The 24,012-nt window shown below is 65.0% G+C and carries 20 protein-coding genes and 1 pseudogene; 14 read left to right on the top strand and 7 right to left on the bottom strand.

Translation table 11 applies throughout. The features are described 5' to 3' along the window. Positions 1–55 precede the first annotated feature (55 nt). Positions 56–529: a hypothetical protein gene (locus ABIB38_RS10605; protein ID WP_429203728.1), complete on the top strand. Its 474-nt coding sequence runs from the start codon at positions 56–58 to the stop codon at positions 527–529. A gap of 116 nt (positions 530–645) precedes the next feature. Here the strand turns inward: ABIB38_RS10605 and ABIB38_RS10600 are convergent, their stop codons facing one another. Genes ABIB38_RS10600 through edd form a run of 3 tightly spaced genes read right to left on the bottom strand, consistent with a single transcriptional unit; the run spans position 646 to position 3,851 of the window. After that, on the bottom strand, positions 646–1,248 hold the full coding sequence (locus ABIB38_RS10600; protein ID WP_429203727.1) for a Rhs element Vgr protein: 603 nt from the start codon (positions 1,246–1,248) through the stop codon (positions 646–648). Positions 1,249–1,288: 40 nt separating this feature from the next. Continuing rightward, entirely contained in the window at positions 1,289–1,909 is a 621-nt protein-coding gene (eda, locus tag ABIB38_RS10595) for a bifunctional 4-hydroxy-2-oxoglutarate aldolase/2-dehydro-3-deoxy-phosphogluconate aldolase (RefSeq protein WP_429203726.1), read from the bottom strand. A gap of 22 nt (positions 1,910–1,931) precedes the next feature. Further along, a complete protein-coding gene (gene edd, locus ABIB38_RS10590; RefSeq protein WP_429203725.1) occupies positions 1,932–3,851 on the bottom strand; it encodes a phosphogluconate dehydratase in 1,920 nt (639 codons plus the stop codon). A 229-nt stretch (positions 3,852–4,080) separates the two neighbouring features. On the opposite strand from edd, the gene pgi reads away from it, so the two are divergent. The 3 genes from pgi (at position 4,081) to ABIB38_RS10575 (ending at position 7,832) form a co-directional block, all read left to right on the top strand. Next, positions 4,081–5,724 (top strand): glucose-6-phosphate isomerase, encoded by a 1,644-nt coding sequence (gene pgi, locus ABIB38_RS10585; protein ID WP_429203724.1) that lies wholly within the window; start codon positions 4,081–4,083, stop codon positions 5,722–5,724. Between the two features lie 27 nt (positions 5,725–5,751). After that, the gene (locus ABIB38_RS10580; RefSeq protein WP_429203723.1) at positions 5,752–6,648 is read left to right on the top strand and encodes an SMP-30/gluconolactonase/LRE family protein; all 897 of its coding nucleotides are present in this window, start codon (positions 5,752–5,754) and stop codon (positions 6,646–6,648) included. Between the two features lie 86 nt (positions 6,649–6,734). Beyond that, on the top strand, positions 6,735–7,832 hold the full coding sequence (locus tag ABIB38_RS10575; RefSeq protein WP_429203722.1) for an extracellular catalytic domain type 1 short-chain-length polyhydroxyalkanoate depolymerase: 1,098 nt from the start codon (positions 6,735–6,737) through the stop codon (positions 7,830–7,832). A gap of 64 nt (positions 7,833–7,896) precedes the next feature. Here ABIB38_RS10575 and ABIB38_RS10570 read toward each other — a convergent pair whose 3' ends face one another. Then, positions 7,897–9,351, bottom strand: a complete 1,455-nt coding sequence (locus tag ABIB38_RS10570) for a methyl-accepting chemotaxis protein (protein WP_429203721.1) — start codon at positions 9,349–9,351, stop codon at positions 7,897–7,899. A 496-nt stretch (positions 9,352–9,847) separates the two neighbouring features. Here ABIB38_RS10570 and ABIB38_RS10565 point away from each other — a divergent pair, with 496 nt between their 5' ends. The 7 genes from ABIB38_RS10565 (at position 9,848) to tal (ending at position 16,583) form a co-directional block, all read left to right on the top strand. After that, positions 9,848–10,996, top strand: a complete 1,149-nt coding sequence (locus ABIB38_RS10565) for a sensor histidine kinase (RefSeq protein ID WP_429203720.1) — start codon at positions 9,848–9,850, stop codon at positions 10,994–10,996. Then, positions 10,990–11,370: a response regulator gene (locus ABIB38_RS10560; RefSeq protein ID WP_429203719.1), complete on the top strand. Its 381-nt coding sequence runs from the start codon at positions 10,990–10,992 to the stop codon at positions 11,368–11,370. The genes ABIB38_RS10565 and ABIB38_RS10560 overlap by 7 nt, the downstream gene beginning before the upstream one ends. Positions 11,371–11,577: 207 nt before the next feature. Next, positions 11,578–13,047, top strand: coding sequence for a glucose-6-phosphate dehydrogenase (gene zwf / locus ABIB38_RS10555; RefSeq protein ID WP_429203718.1), 1,470 nt, complete (start codon positions 11,578–11,580; stop codon positions 13,045–13,047). A 30-nt stretch (positions 13,048–13,077) separates the two neighbouring features. Beyond that, positions 13,078–13,932, top strand: a complete 855-nt coding sequence (locus ABIB38_RS10550) for an SIS domain-containing protein (RefSeq protein WP_429203717.1) — start codon at positions 13,078–13,080, stop codon at positions 13,930–13,932. A gap of 164 nt (positions 13,933–14,096) precedes the next feature. Beyond that, positions 14,097–15,095, top strand: a complete 999-nt coding sequence (locus ABIB38_RS10545; protein WP_429203716.1) for a hypothetical protein — start codon at positions 14,097–14,099, stop codon at positions 15,093–15,095. Between the two features lie 28 nt (positions 15,096–15,123). Continuing rightward, positions 15,124–15,621 carry a GAF domain-containing protein gene (locus ABIB38_RS10540; RefSeq protein ID WP_429203715.1) on the top strand — a complete coding sequence of 166 codons (498 nt, stop codon included), beginning with the start codon at positions 15,124–15,126 and terminating at the stop codon, positions 15,619–15,621. A gap of 32 nt (positions 15,622–15,653) precedes the next feature. Then, the gene (gene tal, locus ABIB38_RS10535; RefSeq protein WP_429203714.1) at positions 15,654–16,583 is read left to right on the top strand and encodes a transaldolase; all 930 of its coding nucleotides are present in this window, start codon (positions 15,654–15,656) and stop codon (positions 16,581–16,583) included. A gap of 149 nt (positions 16,584–16,732) precedes the next feature. Here tal and ABIB38_RS10530 read toward each other — a convergent pair whose 3' ends face one another. After that, entirely contained in the window at positions 16,733–17,167 is a 435-nt protein-coding gene (locus tag ABIB38_RS10530; protein ID WP_429203933.1) for a TetR family transcriptional regulator C-terminal domain-containing protein, read from the bottom strand. A 9-nt stretch (positions 17,168–17,176) separates the two neighbouring features. After that, positions 17,177–17,350 (bottom strand): annotated as a pseudogene (locus tag ABIB38_RS10525) (TetR family transcriptional regulator); the annotation flags it as partial. 166 nt (positions 17,351–17,516) lie between these two features. On the opposite strand from ABIB38_RS10525, the gene ABIB38_RS10520 reads away from it, so the two are divergent. The 3 genes from ABIB38_RS10520 to ABIB38_RS10510 are packed head-to-tail and all read left to right on the top strand — an operon-like array spanning position 17,517 to position 23,445. Continuing rightward, complete coding sequence (locus tag ABIB38_RS10520; protein WP_429203713.1) at positions 17,517–18,818, top strand: efflux RND transporter periplasmic adaptor subunit; 1,302 nt, start codon at positions 17,517–17,519, stop codon at positions 18,816–18,818. A gap of 23 nt (positions 18,819–18,841) precedes the next feature. After that, positions 18,842–21,994 (top strand): efflux RND transporter permease subunit, encoded by a 3,153-nt coding sequence (locus ABIB38_RS10515; protein WP_429203712.1) that lies wholly within the window; start codon positions 18,842–18,844, stop codon positions 21,992–21,994. A gap of 2 nt (positions 21,995–21,996) precedes the next feature. Beyond that, positions 21,997–23,445: an efflux transporter outer membrane subunit gene (locus ABIB38_RS10510; RefSeq protein WP_429203711.1), complete on the top strand. Its 1,449-nt coding sequence runs from the start codon at positions 21,997–21,999 to the stop codon at positions 23,443–23,445. A gap of 112 nt (positions 23,446–23,557) precedes the next feature. Here the strand turns inward: ABIB38_RS10510 and ABIB38_RS10505 are convergent, their stop codons facing one another. Continuing rightward, the gene (locus tag ABIB38_RS10505) at positions 23,558–23,818 is read right to left on the bottom strand and encodes a PAAR domain-containing protein (protein ID WP_429203710.1); all 261 of its coding nucleotides are present in this window, start codon (positions 23,816–23,818) and stop codon (positions 23,558–23,560) included. Between the last annotated feature and the right edge of the window lie 194 nt (positions 23,819–24,012).

Here is a 24,012-nt window from a genome sequence, read left to right as displayed (position 1 = left end):
CGGAGACGACTATGCCAGGCCGCGAGCATCCCAAGATCGTGGGCAAGGTGTTGTAATGGGCAGGGCCACGAACAGCGCGATTCAAGCGAACGCGAACAAGCCCAAGCCTTCGGCCTACATTGGCGAAATGATGTACAACTGCTTCATCAAGCCGTCAAACTTCAATCACACCTGTGTCGTCGTCGTGTCCGGCGACAGCATCAACTTCTGCGGTCATGCGCTGCTCCATATCGGCGGAACTGGCTGGTACTTCCACGTGGCAGGGTTCAACGAAGTACCGCGATTCATGAACGAAGCCGGATACAAACGCTACCTGAAGGAAGGGGGTAAGCATGAAATCCGCCGCTGGACCGTCCCCATCCGTAACCCACTCGGGGCGCATCGAAAGCTGGAAGAACTGCTGTCCAAGCGATGGCAATGGCTACTCTTACCCAACAACTGCGTGTCGTTCGTGGAAGAGATTGTGTTTGCCGGCGGCTCCAATGCCCACTTGCATTACAACTGCCCGACGCTGGAAGCCTTCAAATGAAAACCACGCTCATCTCGCTTGCCGCCGCTTTCGTAACGGCCGTGCTTGTTTACATCGCCATGCTCATGTTTGCAACGGGCATGTACGTGGAGACTGTCGGGAACATCATCGTCCTTTCATCCATCGGGGCGGGCATCGCCACGGCACTCATCCTGAGACTTCGGAACCGTCGCCAGTAAGCAGCGGCCCCAATCACGAGGCAGATTCGCCACGCTGCCGGGATCGGCCAGGAAGCCCGCAAGCACCTCTTCATACAGTAATAGACTGCCCGCGTAACGCCGCTGGCGCATCGCTGCCGGAGCACGTAAGTGCTTGAGCGCAAAGTAATCCGCCAACAGGTCACCCTGGGCCTCCATGTTGTAGTCTGCAAGCGTTTTACCCGGTTCCAGTTCGTAGTGGTATGGCAGGCCTACACGCACTGCACCGCGTAGACGCACCGCGTATCCAAGCTGATGCTGCCAAACATGCACCATCTCATGAAGATACCAGTGCACCGCCGGCGGGTCGCCCCGGGTGTAATCGGGCAGGAAACAGGAACGGTGAAAGTACATGCTGCCGTTGGGCGTCATGCAGCAGTTCTTCGGCTGGAAAGGCATGTAGCGCCGGTTGTACACGCGTACCCGGCGGTAGTCGATGGCGTCGCCGAACAATAGCGACGCCATCGCGATCTCGCCTTCGCTCATGGAGCGAAAGCGGGGGCGCAGGCGCAGTTGCATCATGCGACCCTCGCGATGCCCAGACGGATGCGCAGCCCGATGTTCAGGCGCGCAGCGCGGCCGCCGCTTTCGCCAGCTCGGTGATGTGCGCCCAGTCGCCGGCCGCGATCGCGTCCTTCGGGGTCAGCCACGAGCCGCCCACGCAGGCCACGTTCTTGCAGGCCAGGAATTTCGGCGCGGTCTCGATCGAGATGCCGCCGGTCGGGCAGAACGTCACGTCCGGCAGCGGGCCGCCGATGGCGTTGAGCATGCCGACGCCGCCCGCCGGCACCGCCGGGAACAGCTTCAGCTGCCTGAATCCCTGCTCGCGCGCCGCCATCACTTCGGACGGCGTCATCACGCCCGGCAGCAGCGGCAGGCCGCTCGATCTGGCGGCGTCGATCAGCGACTGGGTCAGGCCCGGCGAAACGCCGAACACGGCGCCCGCGTCGCGCGATGCGGCGAATTCTTCGGGCTGGGTGAGCGTGCCGACGCCGACGATGGCGCCTTCGACCTGGCTCATGGCGCGGATCGCGCCAAGGCCGTGCTCGGTGCGCAGGGTCACTTCCAGCACCCGGATGCCGCCCGCCACCAGGGCCTTGGCCAACGGCACGGCGTGGGCGGGGTCGTCGATGGCGATGACGGGGATGACGCTCGCCGAGCGCATGATCTCAAGTAGGGTCATTGGTTGGCTCATTGGTTGGCTCTCACGTGGTGGTCCTGAAAAGATGGTCTTCGTCGGAGCCGGGCATGATTTCGCCGGCATCGATGCCTTCGTGCAGCGGCACGACGGTCTGTTTCGGCGACGGCAGCGGGAAGGTGGCGGCACCCTCCTCCGCCGCGCTGATCGAGTTGCGGAACATGGAGAACAGCTCGCGGCCCATGCCGATGTGGCTCGAGCTCAGATCGGCCGTCGCCTGCTTGCGCTGCGCCCAGACGTGGTCCGGCACCAGCGCTTCCATGGTGCCGGCATTGGCGTCGACGCGGATCAGGTCGCCGTCGCGCACCAGGCCGAGCGGGCCGCCGGCCAGGATCTCGGGCGAGACGTGGATCGCCGCCGGCACCTTGCCGGACGCGCCCGACATGCGGCCGTCGGTGACCATCGCGACCTTGTAGCCGGCATCCTGCAGATTGGCCAGCGCCGGGGTCAGCGCGTGCAGTTCCGGCATGCCGTTGGCGCGCGGGCCCTGGAAGCGGATCACGGCCACGAAGTCGCGGTTCAGCTTGCCGTCTTTATAGGCGTGCATGAAGGCTTCCTGCGAGTCGAACGTCAGTGCCGGCGCTTCGACCGTGTAGTGTTCTTTCTTGACCGCCGAGACTTTCATCACCGCGCGGCCCAGGTTGCCCTTCACCAGCACCATGCCGCCGTTGTTGTTGAACGGGTTGGTGGCCGGACGCAGCACGTTCTCGTCGCCGCTTTCCAAAGCGGCGTCGCGGAACACGACCTTGCCGTCTTCGCCCAGGAACGGCTCTTTGCAGTGATTGCGCAAGCCGTGGCCGAGGATGGTGTTGACGTCCTCGTGCGCCAGGCCGGCGTCGAGCAGCTCGCGGATCACGAAGCCCGGGCCGCCCGCGGCCTGGAAGTGATTCACGTCGGCATCGCCGTTCGGATAGATGCGGGTGAGCAGCGGCACCACTTTCGACATCTCGTCGAAATCGTTCCAGTCGATCACGATGCCGGCCGCGCGCGCGATGGCCACCAGGTGCAGCGTGTGGTTGGTCGAGCCGCCGGTGGCGTGCAGCGCGGCGATGGCGTTGACGATGCTTTTCTCGTCGACGATGTGGCCGATCGGCATGTAATCGCCGCCCTGCTGCGAAATCGCGACCGCACGCTGCGCCGCGGCGGCGGTGAGCGCATCGCGCAGCGGCGTGCCCGGCGTGATGAAGGCCGAGCCCGGCAAGTGCAGGCCCATGACTTCCATCAGCATCTGGTTGCTGTTGGCGGTGCCGTAGAAGGTACAGGTGCCGGCGCCGTGGTACGACGCCGACTCGCCTTCGAGCAGCTCTTCGCGGGTGGCCTCGCCCTTGGCGTAGCGCTGGCGGATCGCGGCTTTTTCCTTGTTCGAGATGCCGGTGGTCATCGGGCCGCCCGGCACGAAGATGCCCGGGATGTGGCCGAAGTGCAGCGCGCCGATGAGCAGGCCCGGCACGATCTTGTCGCAGATGCCCAGGTACAGGGCGGCGTCGAACATATTGTGCGACAGGCCGACCGCGGTCGCCATGGCGATGGCGTCGCGCGAGAACAGCGACAGCTCCATGCCCGGCTGGCCTTGCGTCACGCCATCGCACATGGCCGGCACGCCGCTGGCGAACTGGGCCACGGCGCCGACTTCGCGCACGGCTTCCTTGATCACTTTCGGGAAATACTCGAACGGCTGGTGCGCCGACAGCATATCGTTGTAGGAAGAAACGATGGCGACCGACGGGTCCTTGTGCTCGCGCAGCTTCAGCTTGTCGCTGGCCGGGAAGGCGGCAAAGCCGTGGGCCAGGTTGGTGCACGACAGCGCGCCGCGCTGGACGCCCTTGATGCGGGCGGCTTCCAGATGCTCGAGATAGGCTGCGCGCGAGCGCTTGCTGCGCTGAATGATGCGGTGAGTGACCTGTTCTACTACGGGGTGGAGCGCCATGTTCGTTCCTTCCTGAATTTAGTATCTGAAATTTTACTACAGATTAGTCCGCTGCGCTCATTTCCAGACCGCTTCTCTATGAGGATGGCATGCCCGAGCGGCGTCGAATGACGGAGAAAAGCACCTGCCAAATTGGGTTCGCGACGTTTTTTGTAGTGAATTTACGCGCAGATGCTTGTATTATTCGATAATCTATTATTGCCAACATTGTGCCACGCACTCCGACCCCATGCGCCAGCCATCTTTGACCAGCACCGCCAGCTTCCAGGCCCTCGCCCAACATGCCGATACCGCCAAATCGTGGCAGATGCGCGACCTGTTCGCCGCCGATCCCGACCGCTTCGAGCGATTCTCCGACGAGGCCGCGGGCCTGTTCCTAGACTATTCAAAAAATCGCCTCGACGGGCGCACGCTTGAACTGCTCGTCGCGCTGGCGCGCGAGCGCGGCCTCGAGGCGCGCCGCGATGCGATGTTCGCCGGCGAAAAGATCAACAACACCGAGAACCGCGCGGTGCTGCACACCGCCCTGCGCGCGCCGCGCGGCGCCACGCTGGTGGTCGACGGCCAGGAAGTCAATGCCGACATCCACGCCGTGCTCGACCGCGTGAAAACCTTCACCGACGCCGTGCGCAGCGGCGACTGGCTGGGCCATACCGGCAAGCCGATCACCGATATCGTGAACATCGGCATCGGCGGCTCGGACCTCGGTCCCAAGATGGCGGTGCTGGCCCTGCGCCACTACGCCCATCCGCGCCTCTCCATGCACTTCGTGTCGAACGTCGACGGCCACGACATGGATGCCGCGCTGGGGCAGGTCGATCCCGAGACCACGCTGTTCATCGTGGCCTCCAAGACCTTTACCACGGCGGAAACCATGATGAACGCGCAGACCGCGCGCGCCTGGTTCCTGCAGCATGCGCCTGAAGATGCGCTGGCGAAGCACTTCGTCGCCGTGTCCACGAATCTTGAGGCAATCAAGACGTTCGGCATCGACCCTGCGAACATGTTCCCGTTCTGGGACTGGGTCGGCGGCCGTTATTCGGTGTGGTCGGCGATCGGCCTGCCGGTCGCGCTGGCGGTGGGCTTCGGCTACTTCAAGGACTTCCTGGCGGGCGCGCACGAACTGGATGAACACTTCCGCAGCGCCCCGCTCGAGCAGAACCTGCCGACGCTGCTGGCCCTGATCGGCTTCTGGAACCGCCAGTTCCTCGACTGCGCCTCGGTGTCGATCGCGCCGTATCACCAGGACCTGAACCGCTTCCCGGCCTACCTGCAGCAACTCGACATGGAGAGCAACGGCAAGCGCGTGACCCGTGACGGCCAGCCGGTCGACACGCCGACCTGCCCGGCGATCTGGGGCGAGTGCGGCACCAATGGCCAGCACGCCTATTTCCAGCTGCTGCACCAGGGCACCGACGTGACGCCGATGGATTTCATCGCCGCCCTGCGCCCGGCCCACGAGATGGACAACCACCACACCGCCCTGCTGGCCAACTGCTTCGCCCAGTCCGAAGCCTTCATGAAGGGCAAGACGGCGGATGAAGTGCGCGCCGACCTGCAGGCCCAGGGCCTGGCGCCAGCAGAAATCGAGCGCCTCACCCCGCACAAGACCTTCCCGGGCAACCGTCCGAGCAACACCATCCTGATGGAACGCCTGACGCCGTCGACCCTGGGCGCCCTGATCGCGCTGTACGAGCACAAGACCTTCGTGCAGGGCGTGCTGTGGGATGTCAACAGTTTCGACCAGTGGGGCGTTGAGTTAGGTAAAGTGCTGGCGAAGAAGATCGAAGCCGAGCTGGCCGGCGAGCCCGCACCCGGCCAGCACGACAGTTCCACCAACGGCCTGATCGCCCGCGCCAAGGCTGCTTTCTGACCTGTCCACCACCTGACTCATTTAAATATGGCAACGGAAAAATTTGAAGTAGTACACGATGCGCCGATGCTGGTCGGCGAGTCCGCGCTCTGGCACGAAGTCGAATCGGCGCTGTACTGGGTCGACATCGAGGGCTACACCGTTAACCGCCTGCATGCGGCGAGCGGCAAGTTCACCTCGTGGAAGATGGGGTCGAACCCGTCTGCGCTGGCGATCGACGACAACAACTTCCTGGTCGTGGCCACCCGCCACGGCCTGCTGCGCCTGAACACCACCGACGGTTCGGAGTCGCCCGTCGCGGACGCGCCCTACGATCCGTCGAAGGTGCGCTTCAACGACGGCCGGGTCGACCCGGCAGGCCGGTTCTGGATCGGCACCATGTACGAGCCGCGCGACCAGCCGGCCGCCGAGATGTACGTGCTGGACAAGGATCGATTGCGGCGCGCCTGGAGCGGCGGCATGACCAACTCGAACGGCCTGGCCTGGAGCCTGGACGGCCGCACGATGTACCACGCCGACACCACCACGCACCGCATCGACTGCTACGACTTCGACCCGGCCCTTGGTGAGCAGAGCAACCGCCGCACCATCGTGACCTTCCCGAGCGACAAGTCGGCGCCGGACTACGGCGGCCGTCCGGACGGCGCCACGATCGATGCCGAAGGCATGTACTGGGTAGCGATGTTCGAGGGCGCGCGCATCCTGCGCATCGGGCCGAACGGCGAAGTCAATCGCGAGATCAAGCTGCCGGTAAAGTGCCCGACCTCGGTCGCCTTCGGCGGGCCGGACCTGCGCACCCTGTACATCACCAGCGCCAGCCATGGCAGGTCGAAAGAAGAGCTCGAGCAGTATCCGCTCAGCGGCAAGGTGCTGAGCCTGAAGATGGACGTGGCGGGACGCGAAGAGCCGGAATACCGCACCTGACGCCGGCGCGAGCGGCGTGAACCAGCGCACCGAACAAGTCTGACTCCACGGTTATATTGCACTGCAACATAACCGTGGAGGCGGCAGTGGCAAAAATTACCCCGACGACCCGCTTGCTGCGCGACCTGGCGCGCGCCGCGAAATCGCAGCGCAAGCTGGCTGCCAAACTGTTCGATCTCCATGGTGCGCAGCCGGCCAGGCGTTCCGTGGCGAGGCCCACCACGCCAGCGCGGCCAAAGACGGCGCCCCCGGCGCAAGCGCGCCTGCCAGCCGCCTCGGGACGCTGGCTCGAGGGACATCATCTGCTTCCCTACTGGCTGTACCTTCCGCAACGCGCACCCGAGCACCCCACCCAGGGCGGCTGGCCGCTGGTCGTCATGCTGCACGGCTGCCACCAGAGCGCGCTCGAATTCGCGCAGGGTACGCGCATGAACCAGCTGGCGCAGGCCAAGGGTTACGCCGTGCTGTACCCGCAACAACCGGCGGCCGCACAGGCACAGCGCTGCTGGCGCTGGTTCGATCGCGCCGCCCAGGAGGGCCGCGGCGAAACCGGCGCGCTGGCCGCGCTCATCGAACACGTATGCGCACGGCACCGCATCGACCGGCGCCGCATCTATGCGGGCGGCCTGTCGGCCGGCGCCGGCATGGCCGCCGTGCTGGCTCTGAACCACCCGGGACTGATCGCAGCGGTCGGCCTGCATTCCGGCCCCGTGTTCGGCGCCTGCCACTCGCCGTTCGGCGCCCTGCACGTGATGCGCGGCGGCGCCGGGACGCAGGCGGATGCGGCCATCCACGCCCTGCTCGATCGCCACGCCATGGCAGCGCCGGGAACGCTGGCCGGGCCACTGCCGCCCATGCCGGCCCTGTTGATCCACGGTGAAGACGATCCGGTGGTCAGCCAGCTCAACCAGCAACAGCTGGCGCGCCAGTGGCTGCGCCTGAATGGCATTCCGCTTGCCACGGCCAGCCGCGTCACCGCGAAACCCGCCGGACGCGGCGGCGCCAGCAACGCGCACGAGATCCATGATTTCACGGTGCGCCGCAAGGTCGTGGTGCGCGTGGTGCGCATTGCGGGCCTGCGGCATGCTTGGAGCGGCGGCGATCCGACGCTCAGGTTCAACGCCCGGGCCAGGCCCGACGCAAGCCGCATGATGCTGGCGTTTTTCGGCGCGCACCGGCGCTGAGGCGTCGTCGACCCGGACCGGCCAGTCGTGGGGCGGCGCCCGGACGGCACCGGTTCTGCCGAGGTCAATGCCCGGCTCGCCCCATCATCCGGGCCGAGTCGTAGCCGATCCGCACGGCGCCCCAGTGCTTGCCCTGGAACACGATCGGCATCGACAGGTCGTTGATCACCTCTCCGGTATCGCGCAGGTAGGTCTGCAGCAGGAACGGCTCGCGGTTCGTGGCGAGCCTGATCCCCACCGGATCATTGAAGATCCGCTTGTTGCGGCAGTACACCAGGTCGTGCTCGCGCTGCCCGGTCGACGGCCGCGAGAACTTGGTGTTGTGGGTCGGCGCATAACCGCGGTTGTCGACCGCCAGCGCATAGGCGGCGCCCGGCAGGTCGGTCAGCACGCGGTCGAACAGCTGCTGCAGGTCGCGCTCCACCGCGCGGTCGTACGAGGTCGTGAAACGCGGAGGATCGGATCGGTCGATCGGCCGGTACTGCTGGTCGAAGATGTTCGCGCCGCCGGACGCGTGCCCGCTCAGGCAGGCCAGCACCTGGTCGCGCAGCGCGGTGGTGCCGTCCACCAGCGCATCGAAAGCCGTGCCGCCGGTGCGAAAGCCGGCCAGCACGCCCTGCAGTTCCTCGGTGGCCACCCGCACTTCGTCCACGCGGCGCGAAGCGTCCTGCATCGTGGCTTCGGAGCTGGACGCATTCTGCGCCACCTCTTCCACCTTCGCATTGATCTGCTGGTTGACGCCGTCGAGCGACTGCATCGCGGCCGCCATCTGGTCCACGGTGGCGGTCATGCGCTCGAAGTCGGCGACGAAAGCCGTCAGGTGGCTGGCCGCGCTGCCGGCTTCGCGCGCCGACACGTTCACGCCGTCGAGGATGCCGGCAGTGGCGCCGGAGGTCGACGTCACCAGCTCGCGCATGGCGTTGCTGGCGGTCGCGATCTTGACCGCTTCGGCATTGACCACCTGCGACAGGCGCCGCACTTCGGAGGCGACCACCGCGAAACCGCGCCCGGCCGGGCCGGCGCGCGCCGCCTCGATCGCGGCGTTGATCGCCAGCAGATTGGTCTGGTTGGCCACGTTCTCGATCACTGTGCCGAACTCGCCGATCTCGCGCAGGTGGCCAACCAGCAGGGTCACGGTGTCCGAGAACCCCTGCACCTGTTCCTCGATGTGCCGCATGCGCCGCTCGAGGCTTGCCAGCTCTTCCATCGATTCGCGCGCCGCCGCCAGGTTACGCTGGGCAGTGTCGGCGATGCGCACCGTGCCGGCATTGACGTCGGCCGACAGCTCGGCCACTTCGCGCGCGCTGGCCGCCAGCGCATCGGCGGCCTGGTGCTGGCGCGCCGCCTGGGCCTGGGCCTGGTCGACTTCCTTGCGCAAACGCGCGGCATTGATCGCCGTGCGGATGCTGCCGTCGCGCGCCTTGACCACCAGCGTGCGCACGCTCCCCGTGACGCCATGGCCGGCGAGCGGCACCATGGCGCGCGCCCTGCGCACCACCGCATTCATCCACATCTTCATGTCCCCTCCGTCGCCATCTTCGTGATGGTGTGTATTTATCTATGGAAACTATATGCGTAATCCTTCACGGTGTCATTCATACCTTGCACCTGGCGCACTTTTCGTCGCTTTCGCACCACCGATTCCCGACGGCGGTGTCGAAATGGAATTCACCGACAACGCCATTTGAAAATATCGAGCGCGCGGGTTTTACTTCGAAACTTATCGATATGCTACTCGTCACGGAAGCGAATCGACATGGCCAGGTGCTGCCTCGGCATGAATAAAGAAATTGATCAATGAGCGCAAAAAATTATATTTTCGTTTAAAAACATATACTTGAAGTTAACGGAAAACATATGCGCGCTCCGGATTTTTTCACTGAAATTTTTCCGAATGTCAAATTAATTTTCCGAACGCTGTTATGATGACTTCACCGATGCTCGCGGTTTTCGCGAAAACGACAACCAGGACCAAAATGACGAATCATCGGTTAAGCGAATTCATTCGCAGTAATATGGAACAAATTCTGCAAACCTGGGAAGACTTCGCACGCACCATCGAGCCGCCCGCCTTGACCATGGATGACGTCGAGCTCCGTGACCATGCCAGTCAAATGCTGCACGCGATCGCCGACGACCTGGCCACGACGCAGACGGACGAAGAACGAACCGCCAAGTCGCAGGGCCTGGGCAAACGCGAACGTCCGGATACGGCCGCCGAAACGAATGCCGAGGCGCGCTTGCTGTCGGGTTATACCGTCGTACAACTGGTTTCCGAGTACCGCGCGCTCAGGTCGAGCGTCCTTACCCTCTGGATCGGCGACGAGCGCAAGGAATATGCAACAGACGTGGGCGACATCACCCGGTTCAACGAGGCGATCGACCAGGCGCTCGCGGAGTCTGTCGCACGTTACGAGGCCATGGTGAAACGATCTCAAAATATGTTCCTGGCCATCCTCGGACACGACCTGAGGAACCCGTTGAGCACGGTCGTCACCGGTTCCCAATTCATCATGGCCGCAGTGGATATTTCGCCAAGGTACATCCTGGCAGCAACCCGCATGTACAACAGCGCCAATCGCATGAGCAAGTTGATCAGTGACCTGATCGACTTCACGCGTACGCACCTGGGGCCGGGAATTCCGATTCACGTGCGGCAGGGCGACCTGGTCAAGGTGTGCGAGGAAGTCGCCAACGAATTGCGCATCTCGCAGCCGGAAATGCAGATTGATTTCCTTGCACCGGACCGCATCGAGGCGATCTTCGACGGTGCGCGGATCGGGCAGATGCTGTCCAACCTGGCGGGCAACGCCATTCAGTATGGAAATGCAGACAAGCCGATCACCATCAGGCTGCAACGCGACGCCGAAACTGTTGTCATCTCCGTCAACAACCATGGCGCGACGATCGACGCCGACAAGCTGGCGCGCATCTTCGATCCCCTGGTGCGCATTGCCGCGGCTTCCGGCGCTGACGAACACACCAGTCTCGGCATCGGTTTGTTCATTTCGCGCGAGATCGTTCAGGCCCATTCCGGTCGCATCGAGGTGACCTCCAGCGCGCAGGCGGGGACGACCTTCACGGTCACCATGCCGCGCCTTCCCGCCGGGTTCACATCTCCCGGGATCGAGCGTGACCGCACCGGCGAAAGAGCCGTGTGGTAAGGGCCGCCGCCGACCCGGGCGACGGGCTGCCACGCAAGGTGCTCGTCGTCGACGACGAGCCCGACCTTGTCGAACTGGCGCGTATCCTGCTGGGCTACTACGGCATGAGCGTGTGTGTCGCCCACGGTGGCGTCAAAGCGCTGGAGATGCTGGCAGGCGATCCCGACATCGACGCCCTGTTTTCCGACGTAATGATGCCCGGAATGAACGGGCTGGAACTGGCGGACGCCACCCACCTGCGTTACCCGCACATCCATATCCTTCTCACATCGGGCTACACGGCGCCCGAACTGGCCGGGCCGTACAGCCGGCGCTACGCGTACATCCCAAAACCGTACCGGATCGAGGATGTGATCGCGCGCCTGCGCCGCTGAGCCGGAGCGCGGCATCGACCACCGTGAGAACGCTGCCGCCGCGCCGGCGGACCGTCGGAACCCGCAAGCTCTGCGCCCCGACATGACTGGTTATGGCACACTGGCCCCACGGTGCACGTGTAGTAGATTTACTTGATCGAGAACAAATTATGTAGTAAATTTACATCACCATCCGATTGTCCCGTTACTAGCGCAGACCTATTCCTTATGGCTATTTCTGATTTCGACCTCGTTTTCTTTGGCGGCAGCGGCGACCTTGCGATGCGCAAGCTGCTGCCTGCGATGTACGCGCGCGACGTCTGCAACGACTTGCCGGAGAGCAGTCGCATCATTTGCGTCGGCCGTGACGACGCGACGCAGGAAGAATTCCTGCGCATGGTCGAAAACAACTCGAAACCGCACATCAAGGACACGGTCCACGAGCCGAGCTGGGCGCGCTTCCTGCAGCGCATCACGTACGTGGCGCTCAACGCCACCGACGTGTCGACCTACCAGGCGCTGGTCGAGGCCCTGCGCGACGACCCGTCGCTCACCCGGGTCTATTACCTGGCCACGCCGCCGCAGCTGTTCGCCACGATCTGCGACAACCTGGCCGCGACGGGCCTGGCCACCCCGAACTCGCGCGTGGTGCTCGAAAAACCGCTGGGCCGCGACCTGGCCTCGGCCAAGCAGATCAACCTCGACGTCGGCAAGGTGTTCGCCGAATCGCAGATCTACCGCATCGACCACTACCTGGGCAAGGAGACCGTGCAGAACCTGCTGGCGCTGCGCTTCGGGAACATCCTGTTCGAGCCGCTGTGGCGCCGCGAATGGATCTCGGACGTACAGATCACGATCGCCGAAAAGATCGGCGTGGGCAACCGCCTGGGTTACTACGACCATTCCGGCGCGCTGCGCGACATGCTGCAGAACCACCTGCTGCAGCTGCTGTGCATCGTGGCGATGGAACCGCCGACCTCGATCGCGCCGGACGCCGTGCGCGACGCCAAGCTGCAGGTGCTCAGGTCCCTCAAGCGCTTCACCCCGACCACGCTGTCGCAGAACATCATCCGCGGCCAGTACCGCGCCGGCTACATCGACGGCCAGCCGGTGCCGGGCTACCGCGAGGAACCCGGTGCGCCGAAGAGCTCGCGCACCGAGACCTTCGTGGCCATGAAGGCCGAGATCGACACCTGGCGCTGGGCCGGCGTGCCGTTCTACCTGCGCACCGGCAAGCGCATGGCCGACCGCCTGGCCGAGATCGTGGTGCGCTTCAAGCCGATCCCGCACTCGATCTTCAACCAGCCGACGTCGAGCTTCCAGCCCAACAGCCTGGTGATCCGCCTGCAGCCGGACGAGGGCCTCTCGATGAACCTGATGGCCAAGACCCCGGGCGACTCGATGCGCCTGAAGCAGGCCGAGCTCGAGCTCGATTTCCGCGAGCAGTTCAAGGCGCCGCGCATGGAGGCCTATGAACGCCTGCTGCTCGACGTGCTGCGCGGCCAGCTGACCCTGTTCATGCGCGGCGACGAGCTGGAAGCGGCCTGGGAATGGGTCGAGCCGATCCTCGAGCACTGGGAACAGGACGACAGCGCGCCGGCGCCGTACACCTCGGGCACCTGGGGCCCGGCAGCGGCCAGCGCCCTGATCGGCCGCGACGGCCTGCAGTGGCGCGAAGAAGCGCTGCCGGAAGACTGACCGACGCTCATTACCCGCCCGAGGCCCACCATGCTGCTCGACTCGATCCGCACCCAGCTCGACACGCTCTCCAAGTCGGAGCGCAAGGTCGCGCTCGCGGTGCTGGCCGCGCCTTCCGCGACCGTGAGCCAGAACATCACCGCCCTGGCGCGCAACGCCCAGGTGTCGGAGCCGACCGTGGTGCGCTTTTGCCGCACGCTCGGCTACGACGGCTGGCACGAGTTCAAGCTCAAGCTGGCGCAAGGCCTGGCGCTGGCGCTGCCCGGCGCCAGCGAGGCGCCGCACCAGGACGACCTGGCGTCGGACCTGATCAACAAGATCTGCAGCCGCTCGATCAACACCCTGCTCGACCTGCGCAACAACCTCAAGCCGGAACTCGTCCAGCAGGCGCTCGAGATCCTGGCGCGCGCCAACAAGATCGAGTTCTACGGCCAGGGCACGTCCGGCTTCGTGGCGGCCGACGCCCAGCACAAGTTCTTCCGCTCGGGCGTGCCGACGGTGGCCTACACCGACCCGGCGATCCACTCGATCGCGGCGGCCCTGCTGCGCGAAGGCGACGCGGTGGTGGCGATCTCGCAGCGCGGCAACAACCCGGCGCTGACCCGTTCGGCCAAGCTGGCCAAGGCCGGCGGCGCCGACGTGATCGTGCTGGCGCCATCGGGCACGCCGCTGGCCGAGATGGCCACCCTCCTGATCCCGATCGACCTGGTGTTCGCCACCGACCCGTACACGCCCATTTCGGCGCGCCTGGCCTACCTGGTGGTGATCGACGTGCTGGCGGTGGGCCTGGCCTTGCGCCGCGGGCCGGAATTTCGCAAGAAGATGCAGAACGCGCAGAAGGCGCTGCAGGAATTCGACATGCAGTTCGATTCGTTCATCGGCTGATCACGCGCTGGAAAGGCGATCCGGTCCCGCGACGGATCCTCGCCCATTTGAAGGACGTGCGCTGACGGCAAGCAACGCATTTGGTCTAGAATGGGCGGTTCCTGCCCTTGCCAATCAACCCATGGACATCGATCCCTCAATGGGTGATCGGTCCTGACTAGCCAATGCCGACGTTCTACAAGCTACTCCTGTCGTCCCTTGTTGCGGCCGGCGCCCTGACGATGTGCATGACCAGGTCCGAGTTGCAGCTGCCCGATCCGATCGTGATGCGCAGCGTGAGCGGCGTCGAGGGCGTCGAATTGCGCCACACCGGCTTCGACCGGCCCGGCGCGGGCCCGTTCCAGCCGCTGTTCGGCCTTGACGACGCGTTGCGGGCCAGCTATCCGTTCGTGCTCCATCGTGACAAGGTCTATCGCCGCGCCGGCCCGGGCAGCTTCGTCGTGCAGCCCCGCGGCGACGTACGCGCGCACTACGTGGTCGAGGAACACGCGGACCGGTCCGAAGACCGGCCCGATCGCATCACCAGCCTGTCCATCCGCGAGCACGACAGTCACGAACTGCTCGGCCTGCGGTACTTGCGCGCCCGGCAGGACGAAGCCGGACGCGGCCGGGTGGGCGACGATGCGACGGCGTTCGTGCGCAAGATACTGCGGACGGCGGCCCCGGCCGGCGGCCGGCTCGACGAGCCGCCGTATGGCGCCGCGCCCGTCACGCACACGCCGCTTCGGGCCGGCCGCATCGACCCTCCCGTCGATGGCGGCGATGGCTGTCCGCCTACCTATGAAATCGGGATGGCGGCGTCGCCCCGGCAGTTCGATGCCGGCGCGTGGTCGTTCCGGCCCTGGTCCGACGTCGACAGCTTTGCCTGCACCGGCAACTTCATCCTGGTGGCGTCGGGCGACGGCGCGCGCATGCTGCTCGACCTGCTGGACCCGACCGGCAAACACCTGTTCCAGACCGAGGTGGCGATGCCGCTCGACGCGCGCGCCGAGGCGACGGTGCAACGCCTGCGGGTGAACGGCGAGCGCCTGCAGGTCGACGTGCATTATCGTCCTGGCAAGCTCCCCGACGGCAAGCCGAGCCCACGCCAGCGGTTCAGGCTGGTTATTTCGATGGCGCCGCCCGAGGCCGACCCGCCTGCGGCAGCGCTGGCTGTAAAATAGCGTTTTTGGACCAGCATTTTCGACTGACATGCATATCAATCCCGAACGCAGCGCCCGTCCCGACTACGACCTGCTGGTGCGCCAGGTCACCAGCGTCCTCGAGGGCGAGCGCGACCTGACCGCCAATGCATCCCAGTTCTCGGCCCTGGTCTACGACACGCTGTCCGATCTTAACTGGGCCGGCTTCTACTTCACCGTGCCGTCGAAGAAGGGCGAAGGCCAGGATTTGCTGGTCGGCCCGTTCCAGGGCAAGCCCGCCTGCGCCCGCATCCCGTTCGGCCGCGGCGTGTGCGGCGCCACCGCCGTCAAGCGCGAGACCATCGTGGTGCCGGACGTGCATGCCTTCCCGGGCCACATCGCCTGCGATTCGGCATCCGCCTCGGAAATCGTCATTCCGGTGATCAAGGACGACAAGCTCATTGGCGTGTTCGATATCGACAGCCCGCGGGCGGACCGTTTTTCGGAAGAAGACCGCGCTGGCCTGGAAGCCATGCTCGCCGCCTTCATCGCCGCCACCGACTTCTGACTGCCTCACGCTCCACCCTTCACGAGACCACCATGAACCAACTCGAACAGCTCAAGCAGTACACCACCGTGGTCGCCGACACCGGTGACTTCCAGTCGATCAAGGCCTACTCGCCGAAAGACGCGACCACCAATCCCTCCCTGATCCTGAAGGCCGTGCAAAAGCCGGAATACCGTCCGCTGCTGGAAAAAGCCATCGCCGACGCCCCCGGCGCCTCGATCGAAGCGATCGTCGACAGCCTCTTGATCGCCTTCGGCGTCGAGATCCTGAAGTACGTGCCGGGCCGCGTCTCGACCGAGATCGACGCCGCGCTGTCGTTCGATACCGAAGCCACCGTCGCCAAGGGCCGCGAGCTGATCGCCCTGTATGAAAAGAACGGCGTGTCGCGCGAGCGCGTGCTGATCAAGATCGCCTCGACCTGGGAAGGCATCCGCGCCGCCGAGATCCTGGAGAAGGATGGCATCCACTGCAACCTGACCCTGCTGTTCTCGCTGTGCCAGGCGGTGGCCTGCGCCGAAGCCGGCGTCAAGCTGATCTCGCCGTTCGTCGGCCGCATCTACGACTGGTACAAGAAGTCGACCGGCCTCGAATACCAGGGCGCCGACGATCCGGGCGTGCAGTCGGTCAAGCGCATCTACCAGTACTACCGCAAGTTCGGCTACGACACCGAAGTGATGGGCGCGAGCTTCCGCAACACCTCGCAGATCCTGGAGCTGGCCGGTTGCGACCTGCTCACCATCTCGCCCGACCTGCTGCAAAAGCTGGCCGACAGCGATGCGCCGGTCGAGCGCAAGCTGAGCAAGGACGAGAGCATCGATATCGACAAGATCGCGATCGACGAAAAGACCTTCCGTTTCATGCTGAACGAAGACGCGATGGGCACCGAGAAGCTGGCCGAAGGCATCCGCGCCTTCGTCGCCGATTCGCTCAAGCTCAAGCAGATGATCGAAGGCATGCGTTAATTCCTTTGTTGGCCATAGCATGTCGTCCCCGCGCAGGCGGGGACCCAAGTATTGCTTGCGTTACCGAGACGCTCGCACCTTAGGTCCCCGCCTGCGCGGGGACGACGTTTTGGGGCTGACGAAAGAAGGTAGTTTTTGGGCTTTGGCTCTCAGCGCGCCTTCAGCCCCGCCAGGAAGGTATCGATCAGCTCCCCGCCCAGCGCCATCAGGTCGAACGATTCCAGGTCGAACAGCCAGTTGCGCAGCAGGCCGTCGATGATGACCCACATGCAGGTCGCGGCATTGTGCGGATCCACGCCGGCAGGCAGCTGGCCGTTGGCGCGCGCCTCGGCCAGGTTCGTTTCCATGCGCCCGCGCCACTCGGCCACCGCTTCGCGCTTGCGCACGCGCGCCGAGTCCACTTCTTCGGTGAACTCGGTCTTGAGGGTGGCGATCTCGAACACCCGGCGCGCCTTCTCATCGCTGACGACGATGTGCAGCACCGCCATCAGCTCGTCGCGCAAGCGCTGCAGCGGGTCGGCGATTTCGCGCTCGCCCAGCTGCTGGATCGCCGTGTCCATCGGCATCTTGGCGCGATCCATCATCGCGCTGAACACCGCCCCCTTGTCGACAAAATGCCAGTAAATCGCGCCGCGTGTCACACCCGCCGCTGACGCGATATGCTGTAATGTCGTTCGCGAGACACCCTGTTTTGCGAACAAGACCTCTGCTGCATCAAGAATGCTGTCGCGGGTCGCCGCTGCTTCTTCCTTCGTCCTGCGAACCATTTCTTTTGAGTTACCTTCGAATAAAAACCGCTTAAAAACATTTTACATACAGTCGTGATAGTATATAAAACTATTTGCAAAAGCCAGCGCTGATCTTACACCCATGCATATGTTGTCGACGGGGTGTGACATCGCCGCAATTATTAATTAGAAGGATGCACACGTAATGCGCTCTGCCCACTCCTCATCCCTGTCCCTCACCCGGGTCGCGGCGGCCACCCTGGCTGCGGTGGTCCTGCTGTCCGCCTGCGGCAAGAAAGACGAACCGGCCAAGGCCGGCGCCCCCGCCGGCCAGCAGATGCCGGCGCCCGAAGTCGGCGTCGTCACCACCGTCTTCCAGACCGTCGCGCTGCAGAACGAGCTGCCGGCGCGGGTGGAGCCGATCCGCACCGCCCAGGTTCGCGCTCGCGTCGACGGCGTGGTGCTCAAGCGTTCCTTCACCGAGGGCAGCGTCGTCAAGCAGGGCCAGTCGCTGTTCACCATCGATCCGGCGCCTTACCAGGCCCAGCTCGCCGCCGCCCGCGCCGACGTCGCGCGCGCCGAAGCCAACCTGGTGGCGTCGCGCGCCATCGCCGAGCGCTACAAGCCGCTGGTCGAGGCCAACGCCGTCAGCAAGCAGGAATTCGACAACGCCGTCGCTGCCCAGAAGCAAGGTGAGGCCGAAGTCGCCGCAGCCAAGGCCCAATTGCGCGTTGCCCAGATTAATCTTGGCTACACCAATGTGAACGCCCCCATCACGGGCCGCATCGGCCGCGCGCTGGTGACCGAAGGCGCGCTGGTGTCAAGCACCCAATCGACCGAGCTGGCCCTGATCCAGCAGACCGACACCATGTACCTCAACATCACCCAGTCGGCCACCGAGCTGCAGCGCCTGAAGAAGCAGGGCGGCGGCGCCAGCGACGTGCCGGTCACCGTGCTGCTGGAAGACGGCTCCGTCCTGCCGCAGCGCGGCAAGCTGCTGTTCTCGGATGTGACGGTCGACCAGGGCACCGGCCAGGTCACGCTGCGCGCCACCGTGGCGAACCCGGACAATGCCCTGCTCCCGGGACAGTACGTGCGCGTGCGCGTCGCCCAGGCTTCGCTGCCGAACGGCATTCTGATTCCTCAGCAGGCGGTCACCCGCGGCGGCCAGAACGGCGACATCGTGACCGTCATCGGCGCCGACAACAAGCCGGTTCCGCGCCAGATCCAGATCGCTTCGCAGCAGGACGAGAGCTGGGTCGTCACCGGCGGCCTGAAGGAAGGCGAAAAAGTCATGGTCGACGGCTTCCAGAAGTTGCAGATGCTGCCGCCGGGCACCCCGGTCAAGCCGGTGGCGTGGACGCCGGCCGGTGCGCAGCAGGCGCCGGCCCAGGCGGGCGCACCGGCGGCCCAGCCGAACGCGGCTGCCGCCGCCGGCGATACCCGCACCCCGGATGCCGGCTCGCCGGTCGCGGGCGCGACCACGCCAGCCGACAGCAGCCGATAAGAACAAAGAAATAGGACTTTCCAATGGCACGTTTTTTTATTGACCGCCCGATTTTTGCATGGGTGATCGCGCTATTCATCATGGTGCTCGGTGGCGTCGCCATCAAGCAGCTGCCGATCGCGCAATACCCGACTGTGGCGCCCCCCTCGATCGTCATCAACGTCGCTTACCCGGGCGCATCGGCGCAGACGCTCGAAGACTCCGTCATCTCGATCATCGAACGCGAGATGAACGGTGCGCAAGGCATGATTTACATGGAATCGACCAGCCAGGCCAACGGCAGCGGCTCGATCACCATCTCGTTCGAGACCGGCACCGACCCGAACCTGGCGCAGGTCGACGTCCAGAACCGCCTGTCGCGCGCCACCCCGCGCCTGCCGCCGGCGGTCACGCAGCAAGGCGTGCGCGTCGACCAGGCGCGCTCGAACTTCCTGCTGTTTACGATCCTGTCGTCGGATGACCCGAACATCACCAGCATCGAGCTGGGCGACTATGCCTCGCGCAACGTGCTGCCGGAAATCCAGCGCATCACCGGCGTCGGCCAGGCCCAGCTGTTCGGCACCGAGAAGGCGATGCGCGTCTGGATCGATCCGACCAAGCTGGTCGGCCTGAACCTGTCGCCGGCCGACGTCACCGCCGCGATCTCGCAGCAGAATGCCCAGGTCGCTTCCGGCACCATCGGCGACCTGCCGGTCGCCAAGGGCCAGCAGATCAGCGCCACCGTGATCGTCACCGGCCAGTTGTCGAACGTCGAACAGTTCGGCAACATCGTGCTGCGCGCGAATCCGGACGGCTCCACCGTGCGCCTGAAGGACGTGGCGCGCATCGAGATCGGCGGCCAGGCCTATTCCACCACGGCGCGCCTGAACGGCAATCCGTCGGCCGGTATCGGCGTGCAGCTGGCGCCGTCGGGCAACGCCCTGCAGACCGCCGAGCTGATCAAGGCGCGCATGGCGGAACTGCAGAAGTACTTCCCGAAAGGCATGAAGTACTCGATTCCCTACGACTCGACCACCTTCATCGACATCTCGATCGAGCAAGTGGTGCACACCCTGATCGAAGCGATCGTGCTGGTGTTCCTGGTGATGTACCTGTTCCTGCAGAACATCCGCTATACCCTGATCCCGACCATCGTGGTGCCGATCGCGCTGCTCGGCTCGTTCGCCTGCCTGCTGGCGCTGGGCTTCTCGATCAACGTGCTGACCATGTTCGGCATGGTGCTGGTGATCGGCATCGTGGTCGACGACGCCATCGTGGTGGTGGAGAACGTCGAGCGCATCATGAGCGAGGAAGGCTTGCCGCCGCTGGAAGCCACCCGCAAGGCGATGGGCCAGATCTCGGGCGCCATCATCGGCGTGACCGTCGTCCTGATCGCCGTGTTCGTGCCGCTGGCGTTCTTCGCCGGCGCGGTCGGCAACATCTACCGCCAGTTCTCGGTGGTGATGGTGACCTCGATCGGCTTCTCGGCCTTCCTGGCGCTGACCCTGACCCCGGCGCTGTGCGCGCACCTGCTCAAGCCCGTCGAGGCCGGCCATCACATGGAAAAGAAGGGCTTCTTCGGCTGGTTCAACCGCAACTTCACCGCCGGCGCCAAGAAATATGAAGGCTTCGTCGGCGCCATCCTCAAGCGCGCCGGCCGCTGGATGGTCGTGTTCGCGCTGCTGGTCGCCGTCGTCGCCCTGATGTTCACCCGCATGCCCAACGCCTTCCTGCCGAACGAAGACCAGGGCTACGTGATCGCCAACATCCAGCTGCCGCCCGGCGCCACCGCCGAGCGCACCGGCGCCGTGCTGCGCTCGCTGGAAGAGTATGTGATGAAGCAGCCCGAGACCGCCAACATCGTGGCCGTGACCGGCTTCTCGTTCTCGGGCCAGGGCCAGAACATGGGCCTCGCGTTCATCCCGATGAAGCCATGGGACGAGCGCACCGGAGAAGGCCAGGACGCGCAATCGTTCGCCGGCCGCATCACCGGCCACATGGGCGCGGTGCGCGACTCCTTCATCTTCGTGGTGAGCCCGCCACCGATCCCGGAACTGGGCACCGGCACCGGCTTCTCGTTCCGCCTGCAGGATCGTGGCGGCAATGGCCACAACGCCCTGCTCGCAGCGCGTAACCAGCTGCTGGGCATGGCAATGCAGAGCAAGGTCTTGACCGGCATGCGTCCGGAAGGCCTGGAAGACGCGCCGCAGCTCAAGCTGAACATCGACCGCGACAAGGCGCAAGCCCTGGGCGTGACCTTCGCCGCGATCAATACCGCATTGTCGACCTCGCTGGGTTCGTCGTACGTGAACGACTTCCCGAACGCCGGCCGCCTGCAGCGCGTGATCGTGCAGGCCGATGCGCCCCAGCGCATGCAGCCGAACGACCTGCTGCGCATCAATGCCCTGAACAGGAATGGCCAACCGGTGCCGCTGTCGTCGTTCGCGACCACCGAATGGACCACCGGCCCGATGCAGACCAACCGCTACAACGGCTATCCGGCGATGAAGCTCACCGGCGAACCTGCTCCGGGTTACTCGAGCGGCGACGCGCTGGAAGAAATGCAGCGCCTGGCGGCCCAGCTGCCGGCCGGCTTCGCCTTCGAATGGACGGGCCAGTCGCGCGAAGAGATCCTGTCCGGCTCGACCGCGGGAATCCTGATTGCCTTCTCGCTGCTGGCGGTGTTCCTGGCCCTGGCCGCACTGTATGAAAGTTGGACGATCCCGGTGTCGGTGATGCTGGTGGTGCCGCTGGGCGTGCTCGGCTCGCTGATCGCGGCCAATATGCGGGGCTTGCCGAACGACGTGTACTTCAAGGTCGGCCTGATCACCATCATCGGCCTGGCGGCGAAGAATGCGATCCTGATCGTCGAATTCGCCAAGGACCTGCAGGCCGAGGGCAAGACGCCGTACGAAGCGGCGCTGGAAGCGGCGCACCTGCGCTTCCGCCCGATTATCATGACCTCGCTGGCCTTCATCCTCGGCGTGCTGCCGCTGGTGATCGCGGGCGGCGCCGGCTCGGCCTCGCAGCGCGCCATCGGTACCGGCGTGATGGGCGGCATGATTACCGCGACCGTGCTGGGCGTGATTTTCGTGCCGGTCTTCTTCGTGGTGGTACGCACGCTCTTCAAGGGCAGCGAGCGCCAGAAGAAGATGTACACGCAACAACATGAACATGCGCTAGAACAAGGAAAGTAACGATGATCAAGCACATCAAATTCGCCACGCCGCTGGCGCTGTCAATGGCGCTGGCAGGCTGCATCTCGCTGGCCCCCGACTACGAACGCCCGGCCGCCCCGGTGGCCGCCGCCTTCCCGGAAACGCCGAAAGCGGCGACCGAGTCGACCAGCCCGGTGCTGAACGCGGCCCCGGCCACGGTGGCCTGGCAGTCGTTCTTTGCCGATACGCGCCTGCGTTCGCTGATCGACGCCGCGCTGGTCAACAACCGCGACCTGCGCGTGGCGATCGCCAACATCGAGCAGGCGCGCGCGCAATACCGCATCACCCGCGCCGACCGCCTGCCGACCGTGGGCGTAGGCATCAGCGGCAGCCGCCAGACCACCGGCGAAGACCAGCCGATCAACAGCGTGTACCAGTCGGGCCTGTCGGTCTCGCAGTTCGAGCTGGACCTGTTCGGCCGCGTGCGCAACCTGTCCGAAGCGGCGCTGGCGCAATACCTGGCCACCGAAGAGGCGCGCAAGGCGACGCAGATCAGCCTGATCTCGTCGGTCGCCAGCGCCTGGCTGCAACTGCTGGCCGACGAAGAGCTGCTGCGCATCACGCAGGATACGCTGAACACCCGCCTGGAATCGGACAAGCTGACCCAGCTGCGCTTCGAGAACGGCGTGGCCTCGCGCCTGGAACTGCAGCAATCGCGTTCGCTGGTCGAGACGGCCCGCGCGACCCTGGCCCAGCAGCAGCGCCTGCGCGCCCAGGACATCAATCTCTTGACCCTGCTGGTCGGCGGCCCGCTGCCGGCCGACGTGAGCGCCGGCGCCACCCTGGCCAAGACCGAGCTGCCCGACATCCCGGCCGGCCTGCCGTCCGACCTGCTGGCCAACCGTCCGGACATCCGTTCGGCCGAGCAGCAGCTGATCGCGGCCAACGCCAACATCGGCGCGGCGCGCGCGAACTTCTTCCCGCGCATCACGCTGACCGGCAGCGCCGGCAGCGCCAGCAACGAGCTGTCGGGCCTGTTCGACAGCGGCACCTGGGGCTGGACCTTCGCGCCGCAGGCGATCCTGCCGATCTTCGACTACGGCCGCAACAGCGCCACGCTGGGCAGCGCCCGCGCCCAGCGCGACATCGCGGTGGCGCAATACGAGCAGTCGATCCAGACCGCGTTCCGCGAAGTGGCGGATGCGCTGGCCGGCCAGGCGACCTTCAGCGAACAGCTGCGCGCACAAAACGCGGTGACCGAGGCCGAAGCCGACCGCTTCAACCTGTCCGACCTGCGTTACCGCAGCGGCGCGGCCAGCTACCTGGACCTGCTCGATGCACAGCGCTCGCTGTTCCAGTCGCAGCAGTTGTCGGTGCAGGCGAATCTGCTCAGGTTGCAGAATCAGGTGGCCTTGTATCGCGTGCTGGGTGGGGGGTGGATGGAGCCGGTCGTGCCTGCCGACGGCGCCACGCCGGTGGCGGCGCGGTAAGCGTACGCCAGGCACTTGCCGAACGAGAGCCGGGCCTTGCGGCCCGGCTTTCTTTATTCTACTGAAATCAAGCTAACTTGAGCGGTACCCAAGTCGTGGTAACCCTGCACCATCAACGAATACTGAAATTATCAACTGTGGACGTCAAAGTAGCTCCGCAGCTGGTTCGGTGTCCATCGTAGGCGACAGAAGCGCCGCCTATGGTATGGCGGGAATTCCCTTCTACGATTGTTCCCTCCCCGTGTATCGGACAAACACATTTGTCCCCGACACAAGCGACCGCAATCCCGCCAACTGTGAAATGGGTGGCCTCGACTCGAGTAACCTTGCCTCCGTGGCTGGTTGGATCGTTGAGGCGAATGACGTTAGGCATGATTACCTGCCTTGCCGTCGGCTTGGCTCGGAACGTTCGCCGGTTCCCCCACTCCATCGTTTTTGTGACTTTCGTCTTCGTACGCAACCAGCCTCCAGGTGAATCGCCACGAGTTTCCTAGACACTCGCGAGCCGCTTGAAATACTGCTTTTCATACTCGACCGGCGACAAGTCATTGCTGGAGCTGTGCCGGC

Source organism: Massilia sp. UYP11, from assembly GCF_050434805.1.
In the GTDB taxonomy this organism is placed as follows: Bacteria; Pseudomonadota; Gammaproteobacteria; order Burkholderiales; family Burkholderiaceae_D; genus Telluria.
Note: the sequence above shows the minus strand (reverse complement) of the source record. Positions and strands in the feature narration are given on the sequence as shown.

Excerpts from the sequence above, each read along its gene's own strand:
- ABIB38_RS10605 (WP_429203728.1), top strand. The coding sequence starts at position 56 with ATGGGCAGGGCCACGAACAGCGCGATTCAAGCGAACGCGAACAAGCCC.
- ABIB38_RS10600 (WP_429203727.1), bottom strand. The coding sequence starts at position 1,248 with ATGATGCAACTGCGCCTGCGCCCCCGCTTTCGCTCCATGAGCGAAGGC.
- eda (WP_429203726.1), bottom strand. The coding sequence starts at position 1,909 with ATGACCCTACTTGAGATCATGCGCTCGGCGAGCGTCATCCCCGTCATC.
- edd (WP_429203725.1), bottom strand. The coding sequence starts at position 3,851 with ATGGCGCTCCACCCCGTAGTAGAACAGGTCACTCACCGCATCATTCAG.
- pgi (WP_429203724.1), top strand. The coding sequence starts at position 4,081 with ATGCGCCAGCCATCTTTGACCAGCACCGCCAGCTTCCAGGCCCTCGCC.
- ABIB38_RS10580 (WP_429203723.1), top strand. The coding sequence starts at position 5,752 with ATGGCAACGGAAAAATTTGAAGTAGTACACGATGCGCCGATGCTGGTC.
- ABIB38_RS10570 (WP_429203721.1), bottom strand. The coding sequence starts at position 9,351 with ATGAAGATGTGGATGAATGCGGTGGTGCGCAGGGCGCGCGCCATGGTG.
- ABIB38_RS10565 (WP_429203720.1), top strand. The coding sequence starts at position 9,848 with ATGGAACAAATTCTGCAAACCTGGGAAGACTTCGCACGCACCATCGAG.
- zwf (WP_429203718.1), top strand. The coding sequence starts at position 11,578 with ATGGCTATTTCTGATTTCGACCTCGTTTTCTTTGGCGGCAGCGGCGAC.
- ABIB38_RS10550 (WP_429203717.1), top strand. The coding sequence starts at position 13,078 with ATGCTGCTCGACTCGATCCGCACCCAGCTCGACACGCTCTCCAAGTCG.
- ABIB38_RS10545 (WP_429203716.1), top strand. The coding sequence starts at position 14,097 with ATGCCGACGTTCTACAAGCTACTCCTGTCGTCCCTTGTTGCGGCCGGC.
- ABIB38_RS10540 (WP_429203715.1), top strand. The coding sequence starts at position 15,124 with ATGCATATCAATCCCGAACGCAGCGCCCGTCCCGACTACGACCTGCTG.
- tal (WP_429203714.1), top strand. The coding sequence starts at position 15,654 with ATGAACCAACTCGAACAGCTCAAGCAGTACACCACCGTGGTCGCCGAC.
- ABIB38_RS10530 (WP_429203933.1), bottom strand. The coding sequence starts at position 17,167 with ATGATGGATCGCGCCAAGATGCCGATGGACACGGCGATCCAGCAGCTG.
- ABIB38_RS10520 (WP_429203713.1), top strand. The coding sequence starts at position 17,517 with ATGCGCTCTGCCCACTCCTCATCCCTGTCCCTCACCCGGGTCGCGGCG.
- ABIB38_RS10515 (WP_429203712.1), top strand. The coding sequence starts at position 18,842 with ATGGCACGTTTTTTTATTGACCGCCCGATTTTTGCATGGGTGATCGCG.
- ABIB38_RS10510 (WP_429203711.1), top strand. The coding sequence starts at position 21,997 with ATGATCAAGCACATCAAATTCGCCACGCCGCTGGCGCTGTCAATGGCG.
- ABIB38_RS10505 (WP_429203710.1), bottom strand. The coding sequence starts at position 23,818 with ATGCCTAACGTCATTCGCCTCAACGATCCAACCAGCCACGGAGGCAAG.